The sequence below is a fragment of the uncultured Maricaulis sp. genome, from assembly GCF_963976135.1.
Classification (GTDB): domain Bacteria; phylum Pseudomonadota; class Alphaproteobacteria; order Caulobacterales; family Maricaulaceae; genus Maricaulis.
The window spans coordinates 1-16421 of sequence record NZ_CAXBKN010000070.1 but is presented as its reverse complement, the minus strand read 5'-3'; the positions used below and the strand labels follow the sequence as shown (position 1 = coordinate 16421).

Here is a 16421-nt window from a genome sequence, read left to right as displayed (position 1 = left end):
ACGCGATTGATCCCTATGCGTGAGGAGAGGCGCGTGATGAGGGACGTGTTCCTCTAGTACGCGTCCCAAGGGAGGACTCAGTTTTTGTGGCTGGAGCCCGGCATCGGCCGAAAGTCGGGTTTCCCCTGAGGACAGGTACCAGAGGTACCTGTCCCTTCGCAGGCGGTCTTTCTTCTCCGTGACGGGAAGGTGGCCGGCAGCGCCGGATGAGCCGGGCTCGGGACGTTTGCGATGAGGCGATGAAGAGGGACGTGTACCTTTGGTACGCGTCCCCGTGGAGGACTCGATTTTACCGGCTGGAGCCCGCCCTCGGCTGAAGGCCGGGTTTTCCCTGGGACAGGTACCTGAGGTACCTGTCCCTCTTCATTCTCACGGCGCGCTGAGTATGAGGGAGGTGTACCTCTGGTACGCGTCCCAAGGCGGAGTCTGTCCCGCCCGGCTCTTACAGGCGCCTGCGCCCGGCATTGAGCGAAGCTGGGTTTTCCCTGGGACAGGTACCAGAGGTACCTGTCCCTCCTCAGATCACAGCGCCCCCCAATCCACCTCGGCGTTTCGATCCAGCGTCTTTGACCCATCCGGCATCGCATATTTCAAACCCGAGCCGCAATTGAACAACACGCAATCGGCATCGCGCTCGATCAGCCCGTCATTCATCGCCTTTTCCATCGCGGCCAGCGTCGCGGCACCTTCCGGGCAGAGCAGGAGGCCGTCTTCGCGGGCGCAGCGCACCCGGGCGGCTTCGATGGATGCTTCGGAGACGGCGATGGCGAAGCCTTCGCTCTGACGGCAGGCGTCGATGATCAGGAAGTCGCCGATCGCCTTGGGCACGCGGATGCCCATGGCGGCCGTCTGCGCGTCGAGCCATTCCTCGGCATGGCGTTCGCCCTTGTCCCAGGCGCGCACGATGGGGGCGCAGCCCTCGGCCTGGACGGCGATCATTTTCGGGCGGCGTTTGCCGATCCAGCCGAGTTGCTCCATCTCGTCGAAGGCTTTCCACATGCCGATCAGGCCGGTGCCGCCGCCGGTGGGGTAGAAGATCGCATCGGGCATGCGCCAGCCGAGCTGGTGGGCGAGCTCGAGGCCCATGGTTTTCTTGCCCTCGATCCGGTAGGGCTCCTTCAGGGTCGAGAGATCGAACCAGCCCATCTTGTCCTTGCCGGCGGCGACGAGGGCGCCGCAATGATGGATCAGGCCGTTGACGCGGAAGACATGCGCGCCCTGCAGCGCCATCTCGCGGATATTGACCTCCGGCGTATCGTCGGGCGCGAAGAGATAGCTCTCCATTCCCATCCGGCTGGCATAGGCCGACATGGCGGCGCCGGCATTGCCATTGGTCGGCATGGCGAGGCGCCTGATGCCGAAATGATGCGCCATGGCGACGGCGAGGGCGAGGCCGCGGGCCTTGAAACTGCCCGTCGGCAAACGGCCCTCATCCTTGACCCGCACGCGCCCGGTGGCGCCGGAGGCCTTGGCGGTGGCGGGGACATCGATCAGCGGGGTATCGATCTCGCCGAGACGGCAGACATCCTTGTCATCGGTGACGGGCAGAAGCTCGCGCCATTTCCAGAAACCGCCGCCGCGGGCCGAGATGGCGCCGCGATCGATCACGCCTTTCGCCTTGGCGAGGTCATAGCGCACGAGCAGGGGCTTGCCGGCATCGGAGAGATTGTGCGGCTTGTCCTTGGGATAATGTTTGCCGGTCTCGGAGCATTCCAGATGGGTGACATAATCGTGATGCATGGGACGTGCTCCGAGGGGCAGGGGGTCAGTGAGCGAGGCTGGATCCGATGGCGTCCAGCGTCAGCGAGGCTTTCTTGAGGGTGATGGTACGGGTGTCGACCGGCCGGCCGGCAATCCAGGTGCCGCGCACCTGCAGGTCGCGTATTTCCTGCGGTGTCAGACCCAGCGGGTCGCGGTCGAGCCAGGTGAAATCGGCGCGCTTGCCGACTTCGATCGAGCCGATCTCAGCTTCGAGACCGAGCTGGCGGGCGGCATGGATCGTCATGGCTTCCAGCGCCTGGCGGTTGGTGAGGGCCTGGCCGGCTGCGATCAGCGTATCGCCGGTGCGGGCGCGGCGCTCAATGGCGGTCGCCAGGGTGCGCATCGGATCGACCGGGGTGGCCGGATGATCGCCATGCAAGGTGACGACGGCGCCGCTCGCCATCGCGTCACCGACCGGCATATAGCGCTGTGTGCGGTCCTCGCCGACGAGGTCGGGCAGGATATGGCCGTAATACCGGATATGATCGACAAAGAAGCCGAGGCTGACGCCCAGCTGCGCCGCGCGCTCGATCTGGGCCGGCGTGATCAGGGCGAGATGTTCCAGCCGGTGATGCAGACCCGCATCGGGGGCCGCAAGCTGGGCTGCCTCAATCGCATCAAGCGCCATCTCGATCGCCGGTTCGCCCTGGGCATGGATGGCGATCTGATAGCCGCCGCGCTGGGCCTCGAGGACCCGGGCATTGACGGTTTCGGGCGTGTAATTGACGGCACCGCTCCAGCCGGGCGCGAGGCCCAGCACATCGCGGGTGAAGGGTGAACTCGCATAGGGCTCGGCCAGGGCCGCGCCGCCGATAAAGGGCGAGCCATCCATCCAGATCTTGATGCCGGCCAGTGTGGTATTGCCGGCATCATCCTCGCCCCAGAGCGCCGCCGCTGCGTCACGCCGGTCCGGTGCCGTGTAAAGCACGGTGTTGAGGCTGGCGCGCGCATCGCTGGCGACACCATGCACCAGCGCCACCGGGTCGTGCGCGCGGCCGACCAGGCTGGCGGCGCCGATCGTGGTGTAGCCGGCGCGGGCATAGCGATCATATTGCAGGCTCAAAAGCAGGGTCAGCGCGGCGTCGGACGCTTCCGGCATCGCCGCCATGACATGGCCAATCGCCTCGATCTCGATCAGACGGCCGGTGAGGGCGCCGCTCGCATCGCGTTCAAAGGCACCATTCGCCGGGTCGGGCGTGGCCGGGCTGATGCCGGCGGCCTCCAGCGCGGCGGTGTTGGCGAAGGCTTCATGCATCATCTGGGTGAGGATGATCATCGGCCGCTCCGGCGCGATGGCGTCGAGTTCGGCCAGGCTGGGTGGTGGCAATGGATCAAGCATGGCCGGATCCCAGCCGAAGGCGACGATCCACGGCGTCAGTCCGCGCTTTTGCGCCGCTTCGCGCAAGCTTGCCATCAATTCATCGCGGCTGGAATGGGTCACGCCGCTGACATCGGTCGCCGCCCCCAGCAGGGCGGAGGCGAGCGGGTGGGTGTGGGGCTCGATCAGTCCGGGCAGCAGGGCCCCGCCGCGCAGATCAATGCGGCGCGCATTCCACGGCGCCAGCACATCAATCTCCGCCCGACTGCCGACCGCGGCGATCACACCATCAATGACATAGACCGCCTCGGCCGTCTCATCGCCGGCCATGGTGATGATCGACCCGCCCTGGAAAACCTGGTGCCGGGCCGCTGCCGGTGCTCGCAGGGACAAGCCCCAGCCGAGCGCCAGCAGGAGGAGGGCGAGGGCGATCAGTCGTTTCATCGGCGCGTATCCCCATGGATCAAAAGCGAGATCAGTTTTGGGGTCAGCCTAGGCGATTGACGCGCCAAGGCCAGCGCTTTCACATCAGCCCCAGTGTCTTGAAACTGGCCGTGTTCTCGCGCCCGATCACGAGATGGTCGTGGACGACGATCTCGAAGGGTTTGCAGACCTCGATCAGGGTGCGGGTCATCTCGATATCGGCCTGGCTGGGGGTGGCATCGCCCGAGGGGTGATTGTGGACCAGGATGATGGCCGAGGCCTCATTGGCCAGCGCCCGCTTGACGACTTCGCGCGGATAGACCGGGGCGTGATCAATCGTGCCGGTGCCGAGCACTTCATCGCCGATCACCTTGTTCTTGCGATCCAGGAAGAGAACGCGGAACTGCTCGGTCGTGGCGTGCTGCATCGCCGTGCGGCAATAGGCGACCAGTGCGGCCCAGGAGGCGATGACGGGCCGGCCGATCACCTGTTCGCGCGCCAGCCGGGCGGAGAGCGCCTGGATCAGTTTGAGTTCGGCGGCGCAGCGCTGCGAGACGCCATCAATGGTGACAAGCTGTTCGACCGGCGCGGCCGCGACGCCGCCGAGATCGCCGAAGCGGGCGATCAGCGCCTTGGCGATGGGTTTGACATCGCGGCGCGGGATGGAGCGGAAGAGGTAAAGCTCGAGCAGCTCATAGTCGTGCAGGGCATCGCCACCCGCCAAGGTTAGTTTCTGGCGCAAGCGCTCGCGGTGACCATCCGTGTGCGAGCGGCTGGCCATGGCGTCAGATGTTGTAGGGGGGCTTGTCGAGGCCCTTGGGCGATTTGGTGAAAATCTCATGGCCGTCGGCGGTCACGCCGATGGAGTGTTCGAACTGGGCCGAGAGCGATTTGTCGCGCGTGACGGCGGTCCAGCCATCAGCCAGGACCTTCACATCCGGCCGGCCGAGATTGAGCATCGGCTCGATGGTGAAGAACATGCCTTCCTTGAGCTCGACGCCTTCGCCGCGGGTGCCGAAATGCAGGACATTGGGGCTGTCATGGAAGAGCTGGCCGAGGCCGTGGCCGCAGAAATCGCGCACCACCGAGCAGCGGCGCGCCTCGGCATATTCCTGGATAATGGCGCCGATCGTGCCCAGGGTGACGCCGGGCTTGACGGCATCAATGCCGGCCATCATCGCCTCATAGGTGATGTCGATCAGGCGTTCGGCCTTACGCTTGGGCTCGCCGACCGTATACATGCGGCTGGTATCGCCATGCCAGCCATCGACGATGACGGTGACATCGATATTGAGGATGTCGTCATCGCGCAGCGGTTTGGGACCGGGAATGCCGTGACAGACCACATGGTTGAGCGAAGTGCACAGGGAGTGGCGATAGCCGCGATAATGCAGGGTCGCCGGCGTGGCACCGTGATCGAGGACGAATTCGCGCGTCAGCCTGTCCAGATGCTCGGTTGTGACGCCGGCCCGCACTTGCGGCACCAGCATGTCGAGCACTTGCGCACCCAGACGGCCCGCCTTGCGCATGCCCTCGAAGCCCTCTGCGCCATGCAGTTTGATGCGGCCGTCGCGGGGCGATGGGGCGTCGTAATCGGCAATGCTGTCATAGGCAGTGGTCAAGACGGGGTCCTCCAGAATGTCCCCCTATAACCAAAGCGCGCACCGTTTGGAACGGCGCGCGCTTGATTTAGTGGTATTTTCTTACCGCTTACCCGCCGGAGTGGCCGTAGAGATTGCCGAAGAAGCTGTCCTCATTCCAGGCCGGAGCCTCATCGCTGTCGGCGATTTCGCGGGCGATGATGTAGTTGATATTGGCAAATTTCGCGCCCTGTTCGAACAGGACTTCCAGTTCGCCATCGAGTTGGTCGGTCTGGCGATGATAATGGGTGGTGAGAAAGCCCATGAAGCCTTCGCCCTCATCCCAGCGCGGATCCGGTGAGGAGAAGCCGGTCATCAGGAAGATTGACGGCACGCCCTGGCGCACGAAATTATAATGGTCCGAACGCACGAAGAGGGATTGTTGCGGGATCGGGTCTTCGCTGACGGCGATGCCGAGACGCGCGGCGGCCCGGGCCGCAATCGGGCCGAGATTGGAATGCTCGGCACCGAAGGCGATGACATCGTCGAATTCATACACGATCACCGGCATGTCGAGATTGACATTGGCGACGATGGCCGCGGCCGGAACCGTCGGGTTCTTGGCGAAATGCTCCGAGCCGAGCAGGCCTTTTTCCTCGCCGGCGAGCGCCACGAACAGAACCGAACGCCGCGGCGTGCCCTGCTCGAGGAAGGTGCGCGCCGTTTCCAGCATGATCGAGACGCCCGACGCATTGTCGACCGCGCCATTGCAGATCGTGTCTTCATCGTCGTTCGAGCGGCAGGCGCCGCCGCCGCGCATGTTTTCGTGGATATTGCCGATATGGTCGAGATGGGCCGAGAGCACGACGATCTCGTCGGCCAGGACCGGGTCGCTGCCGCGCAGCATGCCGACAATATTCGGCGCGGTGAAGGGCATGGAGGTCGTGCGCTGGCGCATGCTCACCGTATGCGGCAGGTCGAAACGCGGGAAGCTTGGATTTTCCTCGGCTTCCATGGCGGCCTCGACATCCTCGAGGCTCATCTCGGCACCCTCGAAGAGGCGCGCGCCGAGCGTCGATCCGACATTGGCGATCACCTGGATCTGGTCATAGGAGGAGGGGCCGGTCGCCGATGTCAGGCGCACGGTCGGCCGTGACGCCGAACCCTCGGTGAACTGGGTGACCTGCTCGTCGGACCAGCCGGCCAGGGCGATCATGCCGACCGCGCCATGGGCGGCGGCGACATCGCGCTTGGTGGTGGTGGAGTTGTGATGGGCGCGTTCCTCGCTCGGCAGGCCGCGCGGAACGCCATTCATGACGACGACAATCTTGCCGGCCACGTCGAGATCGGCGTAGTCGTCATGCTCGCGATTGGGCGCCGAAACGCCATAGCCGACAAAGACCAGCGGCGCCGAGACGGTCGCTTCGAGCACGTTCGGATTGGTCGAGACATAGACCAGATCGCCCTGGGCGAAGGTCTCGCCGTCGAGGGTGAAGCTGTTGAAGTCGGGATCGGCGAGCACGTCGTGCAGCGGCACTTCGGCGTAATAGCCGCCATTGTCGCCGGCCGGCTCCAGCCCGAGCAATTGCATCTGTGCCGCGACATAATTGGCGGCGATTTCATAGCCATCCGTCCCGACATCGCGGCCCTGCAGATAGTCCGAGGCGAGGAAGCGGATATGCGCCTCGATATTCCCGGTGCGTACATTCGGCATGAAATCGGCGGGCGCTTCGACGGCGCTGCCGATCGTCGTATCGGTGGGGCCGCAGGCGATGAGCGCGAGACAGGCCAATGCTGGTGCCAGAAACTTCATCGAAGCCTCCTCTGGAAAAGCGGTGATTGTTGGCGCGGACTATAGCGGGCGCAGGCATGGGCACAATGTGAGCGGATGTTAATTATCCGTGAGGTCGAGGGGCGGTGCAGCCGGTCCGGCATGACAGTTGTCACGGACGATGGGTGACGCCTGTGTCTGCCGCCCGGTGGCCGTGCGCGGCAAGGTGAGGTCACAAACAGGACAGGAACCACCCCACCATGACCGATCTGAAACAGGCCATAGATCACGAACGCAAACGCTACTGCGTCGCCGCCGGCGGCGGTGTGTCGCTGCCCGTCGCCGGCGCGCTCTACTGGGCGGTGATGGGCGGGCTCGGCTTCTACCTCGCGCCATCACAATGGGCGATTGCGGCGGCGGCGGGGTCGGGACTGATCTTCCCGCTCGGCATTCTGCTGCAGGCCCCGATGCGCTCGCCCTTCATGAAGTCGAAATCGCCCCTGTCGGGTGTCACGATGGCGGCGATCGCCGCGATCAATCTGCTATGGCCGATTCATATCCTGCTGATCGGTGGTTTCCCCGAGGGGGCGCCGCTGACCCTCGCCATCGGCATGAGCCTGCACTGGCCGATCATCGGCTGGGCCTATCACAGCCGGGTCAGCCTGATACACGCCTTCGTCCGGGTCGCGGCCGTAACCGTGATCTGGTACGGCTTTCCCGATTGGCGGCTGACAGGCATTCCGTTCGTCGTCGCCGGGCTCTATCTTTTCGCGGCTGCGGGCCTGCGCTGGGAAGTCCTGCGCTTTCGCCGCGCCGGGGTGAGCGCGGCCTGACCGGGCGTGTTGTGAAGGTGAAAATGAAGGGGGAGAGGCCATGATGCAGCGGATATCTGCCCTGTTATCGCCCAACCGGCCCTGGCTGCATCTGGTCTATCTGGGCTTTTTCTTCTTCGGCTGGCTCTATCAGCCGCCCGGCCCGCAACAGGCGCTGATCGCGCTGGCCGGGATGGCGGTCTTTGTTGCGCTCTATGTCTTCAGCCTGCGCCGCCGTGACTGGACGGTCTATCCGGCGGCGCTGGGCGCGGCCCTGCTTGGCTTTGTCTTCATGCCGGTGACGATGGGCGGCGCGGTCTATCTGGTCTTCGCAGCCGCGATGCTCGGCTGGTTGCCGCATACGCGCCTGCGCACGGCCGGGCTGGTCGCGATCGGCCTGGCCATTCTCGCCGCCGTCTGGCTGACGCAGCAACCGCTTTCCTATGCCATCGTGCTCATCGTCCTGGCCGCCGTCGCGGCGGCGGGTGCGGCGATGGGCGCGCGGCGCCAGCGCCAGGAGGCCGATAGCGAGGCGCGCCAGCGCCGGGCCTCGGCCGTGGCGGCGGAAGCCGAGCGCCAGCGCATCGCCCGCGATCTGCACGATCTGCTTGGCCATACGCTTTCTGTTGTGACGCTGAAAGCTGATCTGGCCTCGCGCTTGTTCGATGCAGACCCCGGACGGGCCCGCAGCGAGCTGGCGGAAATCCAGTCAATTTCGCGCACCGCCCTGGCCGAGGTGCGCGAGGCGGTCGCCGGTCTTCGTGACCGCAGTCTGGAGACGGCGGCCGCGGAGGTGCGCCAGCATCTTGAAGCGGCCGGACTGGCCGTCTTGCTGGAGCTGGACGCGAGCGCCCCGACACCGGTGCAGTCGACAGCGCTGGCCATGGTGGTGCGCGAGGCGGGGACCAATATCCTGCGCCATGCCGGTGCCCGCCATGTCACGATCCGGACGGCAAGCCTTGCGGACGGGATCGAACTGAGTATCAGCGATGATGGCTGCGGCGGCGCCCGGATCGGCGAGGGCGGGCTGGGTGGACTGGCGGCGCGCATGGCCGGCCTCTCCGGCCGGATGTCGGTCGATGCGGCGCCGGCGGGCACCGGCACGGTTGTCAGGGCCTGGCTGCCGGCAAGCGGAGATAACGCGAATGCCTAGACTCATTCTGGCCGAAGACCAGACCCTGCTGCGCGAGGCGCTGGCGGCATTGCTCGGGCTTGAGAGCGATATCGAGATCGTCGGCACGGCCTCCAATGGCCGCGAGGCGCATGATCTGGTGCGCCGCCATGATCCCGATGTCGTCGTCACCGATATCGAGATGCCGGACATGACCGGGCTGGAACTCGCCGCTCTGCTCAAGCGCGAGGGCGCCCGGGCGCGGGTGCTGATCGTGACGACTTTCGACCGGCCCGGCTATCTGCGCCGCGCGCTCGAGGCGGGCGTGGCGGGTTTTATTTTGAAGGACGGTCCTTCGACCGGTCTCGCCGATGCGGTCCGGCGCGTCGCGGCCGGTGAACGGGTGATCGCGCCGGAACTGGCGACGCGCGCCTGGAGCGAGACCGATCCGCTCACCGATGCCGAACGCCGTCTTCTGCGCCTGGCCGAGGCGGGGCTGGAAAGCCCGGCCATGGCCGAAGCGACCGGTTTGGCGCGTGGCACCGTGCGAAACTACCTGCACAGCGCCATCTCCAAGCTCGGGGCGGGCAACCGGATCGAGGCGGCGCGTCTGGCGCGGGAGAAGGGCTGGCTCTAGCGGCGGATCAGTCCTGCGCGGCGAGGGCGGCGGCGACCGAAGGCAGAACCGAATAGTGCGAGCGGAAGATTTCCGTCATCCGCGCCGGCTTGCCGGTCGAGAGCTGGAAGCAGACGACCTTGGTCAGGGCGCGGAATACCGTTGCCCCGTCGCTCACCCGCACGAATTGATAGCGCCGCTCGGCGCGCAGGCGGCCATCCGATTTGGTGATCCACACCGCGCAATCCAGCTCGTCGCCCTCGCGGACATGGCCGAGATAATCGGCTTCGGTGCGGATGATGGCGATGCCGCGATCATCGGCCTCGCAGGCTTCGCGCGAAAACCCCTTCGACGCCCAGTGGGTCCAGGCCGCAGCGTCGGCCCATTCCAGATAGCGCGCATTATTGGCATGACCGAAATCATCGATATCGGCGGGCACGACGGTGATGCGGTGGACGTAGGGCTCGGGCAGGTCCCACTGGAAATCGCTCATCATCTCAACTCCACGCTCATCGGATCGGTAATGGCGATGCCCGCCGGTGTCACCTCACAGCGATAGGCCAATATCTCGACGCCTGCCTTGTGGGCCGCGCGCAAGGCTTCGCCATAGACCGGGTCGGTGTCGTCCGCCGGGCGCAGGCGGGTGCAATCGCTGCGCTGGACGATGAAGAGCTGGACGGCGCGCTCGCCGGCCTGGGCCTTGGCGGAAAGTTCGCCGAGATGCTTGGTGCCGCGGCTGGTGACGCCGTCGGGGAATTCGGCCAGACCCGGCTGGCGCATCCAGTGGACATTCTTGACCTCGACCCAGCAGGGCGGGCGGTCTTCGTGTTCCAGCAACAGATCGATGCGGGAGTTCTCGCCATATTTCACTTCGCGCCGCAGCGAGGCATAGCCGGTCAGCTCGGTGAGAATGCCGGCCTGCACCGCTTCTTCGGCCAGCTCATTGGCGCGGCCGGGCAGGGTGCCGATCAGCGTGTCCTGGGCCTCGACGACCTCCCAGGTGAATTTGAGCTTGCGCTTGGGATTGTCGGCGCGCGACAGCCAGACCTTGAGGCCGGCATCCTTGATCCCGGCCATGGCGCCGGTATTGGCGCAATGCGCCGTCACGACCTCGCCGCCGGGCAGTTCGACATCGGCGAAGAAGCGCTTGTAGCGCGAGACCAGCCGGCCCTCGATCAGCGGTGTGGCGAATTTCATGGCTTGGCATTCTCCTGTTGCGCCACCTATACCCGAGGCGAACACGGAAACGAGGGACAATCTCATGGGCAAGGCGTCAGGCGTGACCGCGGCGGTGGTGTTGATCGGCGATGAAGTTCTCTCGGGGCGGACCCAGGACAGGAATCTGCAACAGATCGCGCAATTCCTGGCGCCGCTGGGGATCAATGTCGTCGAATGCCGCACCATTCCTGACGATGCCGATGTGATCGCGGACACCGTCAATACGCTGCGCGCCCAGGTCGATTATGTCTTCACCACCGGCGGCATCGGCCCGACCCATGACGATATCACCGCCGACAGTATTGCGGCGGCCTTCGGGGTCGAAATCGATGTCCGCCCGGATGCGCTCGAAGTGATCGAGCACTGGTATATGAAGACCAGGACACCGCTGACCGAGAGCCGCAAGCGCATGGCGCGCATTCCCGACGGGGCGAGCCTGATCGTCAATCCGGTCACCGGCGCGCCCGGCTTCCAGATTGGCAATGTCTTCGTGATGGCCGGCGTGCCCTCGATCACGCGCGGCATGCTGGAAGACGTCGCCCATCGCCTGCATGGCGGCGCCGTGACACGCTCGCGCTCGGTCAAGGCCGACAATATGCGCGAAGGCGATATCGCCATACCGCTGGGCGAAATGCAGGCACGCTATCCCCAGGTCTCGATCGGCAGCTATCCCTATTTCCTTGAAGTCCAGGATGGCGAGGTGAAACGCGGTACACATCTCGTTGCCCGAGCGACTGATGATGTCGCGCTCGACGCGGTGATCGGCGAGATCGCGGCGATGGTGGCGGCGCTCGGCTTTGACGGACGGATCGACCCGGAGGATTAGGTCGGGGATTGATGGCGCGACATCATCGCCCTTGCCATTGCCCCCTGACCGCAGCCTGATACCGGCATGATAGCCCCCACGCTCAAAGCTTCGCCTGCCAAGGACGAACCGGACCGTCCCGAGCCGCGCGCCTGGCATGCCCTGCCACCGGCGGAGGCCGCGCGGCATCTGCATACCGATCTGGAGTCCGGCCTCGACGCTGAAACGGCGGCGCGGCGGCTGGAGCGCTACGGGCCCAATGCCTTCGAGGCGCGCGAAAAGCTGCGCTGGCCGGCCATGCTGGCGCGCCAGTTCCAGGACGTGCTGATCATCATCCTGCTCGCGGCTGCCGCTGTTTCCGCAGCGCTCGGCGATCCGGTCGATGCCTTCGCGATCCTGGCGATTGTCGGTCTCAATGCCGCGCTCGGCTTTTTCCAGGAATACCGCGCCGAACGGGCGCTGGCGGCGCTGAAACGTCTGCTGGCGCCGAGTTGCCGGGTCATTCGCGACGGGGTGAGCCGGCAGATTGATGCGAGCCAGCTGGTGCCGGGCGATCTGGTGCGGCTACAGCCGGGCGATCACACCCCGGCCGATCTGCGTCTGGTGGAATCGCGCGATCTGGCGATCGATGAATCCGCCCTGACCGGGGAGTCGCACGCCGCGGACAAGCTCCCGGCCTCGGTGGAAGAAGACGCCGCCATCGCCGAGCGCCATTCCATCGCCTATGCCGGCGGCCTGGTGGTGCGCGGACGCGCCACCGGACTGGTCACCGCGACCGGTTATGCGACGCAGTTTGGCCGGATCGCCCTGCTCGCCAGCTCGATCGATCGCGATGTGACACCGCTGCAAAAGCGGCTGGCGCGTTTCGGGGCCCGCCTCGGCATGATCGCGGCGGCGGTCGCGGCCGTGCTGGCGCTGAGCGGTTTTCTGCTCGGGCGTGACGCGCTGGAGATGTTCCTGACCGGTGTTGCCCTGGCGGTAGCGATGGTGCCCGAGGGCCTGCCGGCCGTCGTGACCCTGACCCTGGCACTCGGCGTCCGCGCGATGGCGCGGCGCAATGCGCTGGTGCGCCGGCTGCCGGCGGCCGAGACGCTGGGGGCGGCAACGATCATCTGCTCCGACAAGACGGGCACGCTCACCCATGGCGAGATGGCGGTCACCCGGGTGTGGACGCCGCAGGGCAATGGCGAGGCGGAAATCGAGATCGGCGGCGCCGGTTATGAGCCGGCCGGTGTGTTCAAGGCGCGCGGCCATATCATCGACCCGAATAATCATCCCGGCCTGATGGCCCTGCTCGAGGCCGGTCTGATCTGCAATCATGCCAAAGTGTTCGAGCGCGACGGGCTGTGGCGGCTCGATGGCGAACCGACCGAGGGCGCGCTGGTGACGGCGGCGCTCAAGGCCGGCCTGAAGCGGCCCTCGACGGCGCATGTCCGCGAAGTTCCCTTCAGCTCGGCACGCAAGCGTATGAGCCTGGTTGTCCCGGCCGGCGAGGGCGCGACGGTCTATCTCAAGGGCGCGCCGGAAGAAGTGCTGGCGCGCTGCAGCAGCGTGTTCGATGGCGGGGCGGATGTGCCGCTGGACGCGGACGGCGTGGAAGCCCTGCACCGGGTGTTCGAAGGCATGGCCGAACGCGGTTTGCGCGTCCTGGCCGCCGCGCGCAAGACCACGGCCGACCCGCACGCGGCCGATGCCGAGATCGAGCGCGACCTCACATTCCTGGGGTTTTTCGGCGTGATGGATCCGCCGCGCGAGGAAGTGCCGGCCGCGATTGCGCGTGCCCATACCGCCGGTCTGCGCGTGGTGATGATCACCGGCGATGCGCCGGCAACGGCGCTGGCGGTGGCGCACAGCATTGGTCTCGATGCCCATGCGGCCCTCACGGGGGCCGAGCTGGATGCGATGGAGGATGTCGCCCTGCTGCGCGCGATCCATGACGGCGCCGTGTTTTCGCGCGTGGCGCCGGAGCACAAGCTGCGCCTCGTCGAGATACTGCAGCGCGATGGCGAGATCGTCGCCATGACCGGCGATGGCGTCAATGACGCGCCGGCGTTGAAGCGCGCCAATATCGGCGTCGCCATGGGGATACGCGGCACCGACGCGGCCAAGGATGCCGCCGAAATGGTGCTGATGGATGATAATTTCGCCACCATTATCGGTGCGGTCGAGGAGGGGCGGCGGCAATACGCCAATATCCGCAAATTCGTCCGCTATCTCCTCTCCTCCAACATGGCCGAACTCATTGCCATCGGCGCGGCCCTGCTGATGGGCTGGCCGCTCATCCTGCTGCCGGTGCAGGTGTTGTGGATGAATCTGGTCACTGACGGGCCGACCGCGCTGGCGCTGGGGATCGAGCGGGCCGACCGCGATCTGATGCGCCATCCGCCAGCCGCGCCCGATGCCGCCGTTGTCAGCCGCGGCGGGCTGGCCGTGGTGATCCTGCTGGCGAGCTATATGGGGCTGGCCTCGCTCTGGCTGTTCCAGGATGCGCTGGCGCGCGGCGAGAGCCTCCTCTATGCGCAGACGCTGGTCTTTACCGGGCTGATCGTGTTCGAGAAGACCAATGTCCTCAATTTCCGCTCCCTCGACCGGCCATTGGCGCTGATCGGCCTGTTCTCCAATCCCTGGCTCTTGCTGGCGATCGCCGTCTCGATCGCGCTGCAGCTGGGCGCGGTCTACTGGCCGCCGCTGCAGCTGGTGTTGCATTCGGTGCCGCTGGACGGGGCGGCCTGGCAGCGTATCCTGCTGCTGGCGGTGCCCATCGTGCTGGTGCCCGAAGCGCTCAAGACGCTGCATGTCGTCGTCGCGGCCCGAGGGCCGATGAACAAAACGCCTTGAGATGGCCCTGTTCTCGCCATTGCGCGGATCAATTCATGCGTGCAAATGCTGGAGCTGGGAACGGGAAGGGGAGACTTGCATGACACGGAATCTCAAAATGGGCACCGCGCTCGCCGCGCTGGTGGCCGCAACCTCGATACACTCGGCGCCGATGGCGCTGGCCCAGGACGAGGCGGCCAAGCAGGAATTGCTCGACGCCATCCCCGCCGCCTGCCGCAATAGCGGTCGGAGCCATGGCGGTGAGAATGATATGATCACGGTGACCGGCGCGCGCATTCCGACCGGCGCGGTTCAGGCGGAAGCACCGCAGCCGACAGCATCGCCCCCGCCGCCGCCGCCCCCGCCGCACTCGACGGTGGCACGGGCAGACATGCTCGCCGCGCCGCAGGAGCAGAACATGCGCGGCTATGCGCCGCTGCCCATGACACCGCGTCCGGGCATGGTGGACCGCGAACGCTATGAGCATGTCGAGCTCAACACCGTGCACGCCACCGCCGAGGAGCCGGTCTCGACCTTCTCGATCGATGTCGACACCGCCAGCTATGCTGTCGTGCGCGACTATCTCAATGACTGCACCCTGCCGCCGCAGGACGCGGTGCGGGTTGAGGAGATGGTGAATTATTTCGATTATGATTACGCGCTGCCCGAAAGCATGGACGAGCCGTTTGCGACCCGGGTCCAGGTGACGCCCAATCCGTGGAATCCGGCGACCCAGCTGATGCATGTCTCGGTGCAGGGTTATGAACTCGTGCCCGAGGAACGTCCGCGCGCCAATCTGGTCTTCCTGATCGATGTCTCCGGCTCGATGAATTCGCCCGATAAATTGCCACTGGCCGTGCAGGCGATGCATTTGCTCGTCGATGAGCTGGATCCCGAGGATACCGTCGCCATCGTCGTCTATGCCGGTGCCGCGGGTGCCGTGCTCGAGCCGACCCAGGCACGCGATGCGCGCCAGATCCACGAGGCTCTGGACAATATGCGGGCCGGTGGTTCCACCGCCGGCGGTGCTGGCCTGGCGCTCGCCTATGACCTGGCCGAACGCAATTTCGACGCGGACGCCGTCAATCGCGTCATGCTTCTGACCGATGGCGATTTCAATGTCGGCGTCACCCAGAACGAGCGACTTGAGGATTTCGTCGCCCGCAAGCGCGACAGCGGCATCTATCTTTCGGTGATGGGCTTTGGCCGCGGCAATTATAACGACGCGATGATGCAGACCATCGCCCAGGCCGGCAATGGCACGGCGGCCTATATCGACAGCCGCGCCGAGGCCCGGCGCATGCTGGTCGAGGAAAGCTTCAGCGCGCTCTTCCCGATCGCCAATGACGTCAAGATCCAGGTCGAGTTCAACCCGGCGCGCATCGCTGAATACCGCCTGATCGGCTATGAAACCCGCATGCTGGAACGGGCCGATTTCAATAATGACGCGGTTGATGCCGGCGAGGTCGGGTCCGGCCATGCCGTCACGGCGATTTACGAGATCGCGGCTCCGGGTTCGGAGGGCGCCCTGCTCGATCCCCTGCGCTATGGCGCAGCCCCGGCGGTGAACACAGACCTGTCCGCCGAATACGGTCTGCTGCGCATCCGCTACAAGCATCCCGGCGAAGCCGAGAGCAATCTCATCGAACGGCCGGTCACACCGGCCGATGCGGTCACCGATTTTGCCGCGGCGGAACAGGAAACCCGCTTCTCGATCGGGGTGGCCGGTTTCGCGCAAATGCTGCGCGGCGATCCCTATCTGCGCGAGGGTTATGGCTATGACCAGATCCTCGACCAGGCCAGCGCAGCGCTGGGTCCGGACGAATTCGGCCATCGCGACGAATTCCTCGAACTGGTCCGCATCGCCCGTTATGCCGCCAATGCCGATGGCCAGAAGGTGAATTGATCCGCCTGAACTGGCAGCGCCGATAGAAGCGAGCCGTGCCTTATGGGTGCGGCTCGCTTTTTTCGCGTTGATGATCGCGGGTGCGCAAGCCGGTGAATTGCCCGCTGGCCTCCCGGCAAAGCGCGTGTAGGATCGCGCCTCGGCGCCGTGCGGGCGTGGCGGAATGGTAGACGCAACAGACTTAAAATCTGTCGATTGAAAGATCGTGCCGGTTCGAGTCCGGCCGCCCGCACCACCCTTCGCCCTGCGGGCTTCGGGTGGCAAGCCACCCGCAGCGCGCACC

Annotated in this window: 13 protein-coding genes and 1 tRNA gene; 7 read left to right on the top strand and 7 right to left on the bottom strand. The window is 65.7% G+C overall.

The window, feature by feature from the left end; translation table 11 throughout:
* Nucleotides 1–522: 522 nt before the first annotated feature.
* From AAC023_RS10235 to AAC023_RS10215, 5 genes are all read right to left on the bottom strand, one after another.
* Nucleotides 523–1740: a threonine synthase gene (locus tag AAC023_RS10235; RefSeq protein WP_339740836.1), complete on the bottom strand. Its 1218-nt coding sequence runs from the start codon at nucleotides 1738–1740 to the stop codon at nucleotides 523–525.
* A 25-nt stretch (nucleotides 1741–1765) separates the two neighbouring features.
* On the bottom strand, nucleotides 1766–3523 hold the full coding sequence (locus AAC023_RS10230) for an amidohydrolase (protein ID WP_339740834.1): 1758 nt from the start codon (nucleotides 3521–3523) through the stop codon (nucleotides 1766–1768).
* Nucleotides 3524–3602: 79 nt separating this feature from the next.
* A complete protein-coding gene (gene radC, locus AAC023_RS10225) occupies nucleotides 3603–4283 on the bottom strand; it encodes a DNA repair protein RadC (protein WP_339740832.1) in 681 nt (226 codons plus the stop codon).
* Between the two features lie 4 nt (nucleotides 4284–4287).
* Complete coding sequence (map, locus tag AAC023_RS10220; RefSeq protein ID WP_339740838.1) at nucleotides 4288–5064, bottom strand: type I methionyl aminopeptidase; 777 nt, start codon at nucleotides 5062–5064, stop codon at nucleotides 4288–4290.
* Nucleotides 5065–5212: 148 nt separating this feature from the next.
* Nucleotides 5213–6895 (bottom strand): M28 family metallopeptidase, encoded by a 1683-nt coding sequence (locus AAC023_RS10215; RefSeq protein WP_339740830.1) that lies wholly within the window; start codon nucleotides 6893–6895, stop codon nucleotides 5213–5215.
* Between the two features lie 218 nt (nucleotides 6896–7113).
* Here AAC023_RS10215 and AAC023_RS10210 point away from each other — a divergent pair, with 218 nt between their 5' ends.
* From AAC023_RS10210 to AAC023_RS10200, 3 genes are read left to right on the top strand one after another with little or no spacing between them, the layout of a single operon-like run.
* Complete coding sequence (locus AAC023_RS10210) at nucleotides 7114–7686, top strand: hypothetical protein (protein WP_339740827.1); 573 nt, start codon at nucleotides 7114–7116, stop codon at nucleotides 7684–7686.
* Nucleotides 7687–7726: 40 nt separating this feature from the next.
* Entirely contained in the window at nucleotides 7727–8818 is a 1092-nt protein-coding gene (locus AAC023_RS10205; protein WP_339740825.1) for a histidine kinase, read from the top strand.
* Entirely contained in the window at nucleotides 8811–9413 is a 603-nt protein-coding gene (locus AAC023_RS10200) for a response regulator transcription factor (RefSeq protein ID WP_339740823.1), read from the top strand. The genes AAC023_RS10205 and AAC023_RS10200 overlap by 8 nt, the downstream gene beginning before the upstream one ends.
* Nucleotides 9414–9420: 7 nt before the next feature.
* On the opposite strand, the gene AAC023_RS10195 is transcribed toward AAC023_RS10200, so the two are convergent.
* Nucleotides 9421–9888, bottom strand: a complete 468-nt coding sequence (locus AAC023_RS10195; RefSeq protein ID WP_339740821.1) for an acyl-CoA thioesterase — start codon at nucleotides 9886–9888, stop codon at nucleotides 9421–9423.
* Nucleotides 9885–10589: a DNA/RNA nuclease SfsA gene (gene sfsA, locus AAC023_RS10190; RefSeq protein ID WP_339740819.1), complete on the bottom strand. Its 705-nt coding sequence runs from the start codon at nucleotides 10587–10589 to the stop codon at nucleotides 9885–9887. Before sfsA ends, AAC023_RS10195 begins: the two co-directional genes overlap by 4 nt.
* A 64-nt stretch (nucleotides 10590–10653) precedes the next feature.
* Between sfsA and AAC023_RS10185 the strand changes: the two genes are divergently transcribed.
* From AAC023_RS10185 to AAC023_RS10170, 4 genes are all read left to right on the top strand, one after another.
* On the top strand, nucleotides 10654–11436 hold the full coding sequence (locus AAC023_RS10185) for a molybdopterin-binding protein (protein WP_339740817.1): 783 nt from the start codon (nucleotides 10654–10656) through the stop codon (nucleotides 11434–11436).
* A 66-nt stretch (nucleotides 11437–11502) separates the two neighbouring features.
* The gene (locus AAC023_RS10180) at nucleotides 11503–14253 is read left to right on the top strand and encodes an HAD-IC family P-type ATPase (protein ID WP_339740815.1); all 2751 of its coding nucleotides are present in this window, start codon (nucleotides 11503–11505) and stop codon (nucleotides 14251–14253) included.
* Between the two features lie 79 nt (nucleotides 14254–14332).
* Entirely contained in the window at nucleotides 14333–16138 is a 1806-nt protein-coding gene (locus AAC023_RS10175) for a VWA domain-containing protein (protein ID WP_339740813.1), read from the top strand.
* Nucleotides 16139–16287: 149 nt separating this feature from the next.
* Nucleotides 16288–16373: transfer RNA gene (locus AAC023_RS10170), tRNA-Leu, on the top strand.
* The last annotated feature ends 48 nt before the right edge of the window (nucleotides 16374–16421 follow it).